Raw genomic sequence first — 2,768 nt, 5'->3', positions numbered from 1 at the left:
GCCGGCGCAGCACGTACAGCACGAGCAGCAGAACCAGCAGCGGCACCCCCGCGAGCAGGATGCCCGTCAGGAACGACTGGTTCTCGCGGTCGGTACGCGTGATGTGCAGCTTGTCCGGCTCCTCCGCCGGTGCGCTGCCCGCGTCGCTGCCGTACTTCTCCCGCGCCGCCTCCGCGCGCCCCGCCGGGTCGTCGTCGGTCAGGGCCTCCACGAAGCGCTGGAACGTCAGCAGCGGCCCGGCGTCGTACGGCAGTTCATACTGCGCGACGGTCGTCGCCGACTCCGCCGGCACGTCGACGCCGAAGGGCACCGCGGTGACGCCGATGCCGCTGCTGTCCAGCAGGACGTACAGCCCGTCCCGGCGCAGCCTGTCGTGCACCGCGCCGAGCAGCCGCTCGTCGAACGGGCCGCGCTCGGGCAGCAGTACGACGTACGTCGGCACACCCGTCTGCTTCGCGGTCTTCGCGAACTCCGGCGCGGAGGACCGCGCTATCTCGCGCGGCGCCTGGTCCGTCACGTACACGGGGGCCTCGCGCAACCGCTCCGCCAGATACGCTGCCTGCACGGCGCCGTCCCCCTCCGCCCCGCGCGCGGCGACCGCCCCGGCCGCCGTCCCGGGCAGGCACGCCAGAAGCAGCAGCAGCCCGACGGCCGGCACCCTGCGGACACCCCGGGCGCACACCGACGCCCGCGCGACCCTCACGGCCTTCACCATCCCCCCGGACCTCCCGAGCCAGCCGCACACCCGCTGCCGAACCGGCCGTCGCATGTGTATCCCCCTTTCCCACCGGATCGTAGCGACGACCACCGACATCCGTAATCGCGCCCCGACGCCCGCGGAATTCCATCCATTTGACGAGTTGGCGAGTGCACATATCCGGATTCGCCAATACCCGGTCCCCGGGTCTGTCACGGAGCGCCCCGCCAACGCGCCCGCCGGCCCCCGCACCCGGCGCGCGCGTGGACCCGTACGCCCGCCGGGGCGTGCCCCCCGCGCCCCTGCAAGCTGGTGATTTGCGGTCCTGGCAAGGTCGTCGTCTCAGCTGTCGGAACTGTCGATGGGCTGTGACGCTCTCGTTGCCTGACGCGGGTTGAGGGGGGTTTAGGCTACTGCTACGGTTCGATGGCTTGACAACCTGTTGCGGCGTTCTCGGCCGATCAGGTAGGGGAATTTCGGCCAGGAAACGGCGAGTTACGGGGTGATTCCGTGAAGACCAGGGAACGCACGGCAGCCGCGGGCGGCAGGTCGGCCGCCCCTGTTCCGCAGTCCGGCGACAGACTGCCGTTTGCTCCTCGCGAACGCAAACCGGCGCTGGCGGCGCTGGCCGTGCTCCTGATCCTCGCGGGCGCGCTGGGCACCGCCGTGCTCGTGCTGCGCGCAGGCAACCAGGTGGCCGCCGTGCAGATCTCCGACCGCGTCCCCGCGGGCGAGGGCATCTCCGACGGGGACGTCGAGCAGGTGATGATGCCGAAGGACAGCGACGTCCCGTACATCCGCTGGGACCAGCGCGGCCAGCTCGGCGACTTCTACGCCACCACCGACCTCGTCCCCGGCAGCGTCCTGGTCCCCGAGATGATCCAGGAAGGCAAGGGCCTCAAGGAGGGCCAGACCGTGGTCGGCGTGACCATGGAGTCCGCGCAGATGCCCGGCGGCCTGGTCGACGGCGCCCGCGTCGACGCCTACTACGTCGGCGACAGCCCGACCACCGGCGACAGCGGCGACAGCGGCACCGGCGCCTCCGGCAGCGTCGCGGCCGGCGAGGTGCTCGCCGAGGGCGTGAAGGTGCAGAGCATCAGCCGCGGCGACGAGGGCACGGTCACGAGTGGAACCGTCACGGTCAATCTCCTCGTCGACAAGACACAGGCCGGTCCTCTCGTGGCGGCGGCGTCCGAGAAGGAGATCGGCCTGACTCTCGTATCCAGCGGTAGCTGACGTCGTAACGGGTCTTCACGGGAGCGAGGGAACTCACCATGGCGCTGATCGCAGTCGCGGCCGACAAGGGCGCGCCCGGTGTGACGACGACCGCCGTCGCGCTGGCCGCCGTCTGGCCCCGGCGTGCGCTGCTCGCCGAAGCGGACCCGGCGGGCGGCGACCTCGTCTACCGCTCGGTCGGGCAGAACGGCAACTCACTCGACCCGAACACCGGCATGCTGTCGCTGGCCGCCACCGCCCGCCGCGGCATCGCCGCGGAGCAGCTGTGGGACCACGCGCAGCCGATGTCCGGCGGGCTCGACGTCATCGTCGGCCTGGGCAACTCCGACCAGTCCGCCGGAGTCACCCGCCTCTGGCCCACGCTGGGCCGGGCGTTCGCCGCCCTCGCCGAGTCGCCGCACGGCGGCACGGACGTGATCGCCGACTGCGGCCGCGTCGGCGTGGACTCGGGGACCATCGAGCTGTTCTCGCACGCCGCGCTGGTGCTGCTGGTGGCCCGCGCGCTGCCCGAGCAGATCGCGCGGGTACGGGACCGGGCGTCGTCCCTGTCCGCGCGGCTGCACGGCACGCAGCGCGGCGCGGCGGCGCTGGGCACGCCGCTGATCGGCGTGCTGCTGGTCACCGAGCCGTCCGGCGCCGCGAAGGTCGCCGCGCAGGTCAACGACATGCTCACGGCGTCGCAGTCGGGCGCCCGGGTGCTCGGGGTGGTCGCGGACGACATCGCGGGCGCCGAGCAGTTGGCGGGGCGGCGGCGCGGGCGCGCGGAGAAGTCGATGCTCGTACGGTCCATCCGCAAGGTCGCCAGCGACCTGCACCAGCACTTCGGCGCCTCGCT

General features: G+C 72.5%; 2 protein-coding genes and 1 pseudogene. 2 read left to right on the top strand and 1 reads right to left on the bottom strand.

Annotation, left to right across the window (positions count from 1 at the left end; all coding sequences use genetic code 11):
* A pseudogene (locus tag H5J30_RS25800) lies at window positions 1–715 on the bottom strand (hypothetical protein); the annotation flags it as partial.
* A 492-nt stretch (window positions 716–1,207) separates the two neighbouring features.
* Between H5J30_RS25800 and H5J30_RS25795 the strand changes: the two are divergent.
* Both H5J30_RS25795 and H5J30_RS25790 read left to right on the top strand, forming a co-directional pair.
* Complete coding sequence (locus tag H5J30_RS25795; RefSeq protein ID WP_309505628.1) at window positions 1,208–1,933, top strand: CpaB family protein; 726 nt, start codon at window positions 1,208–1,210, stop codon at window positions 1,931–1,933.
* Between the two features lie 38 nt (window positions 1,934–1,971).
* Window positions 1,972–2,768 (top strand): hypothetical protein (locus H5J30_RS25790; protein ID WP_181789742.1); only part of this gene is annotated, 797 nt, incomplete at its 3' end.

The organism is Streptomyces phytophilus (assembly GCF_013870535.1).
Lineage (GTDB): Bacteria > Actinomycetota > Actinomycetes > Streptomycetales > Streptomycetaceae > Streptomyces > Streptomyces phytophilus.
This window is presented reverse-complemented; position numbering and strand designations above follow the sequence as displayed.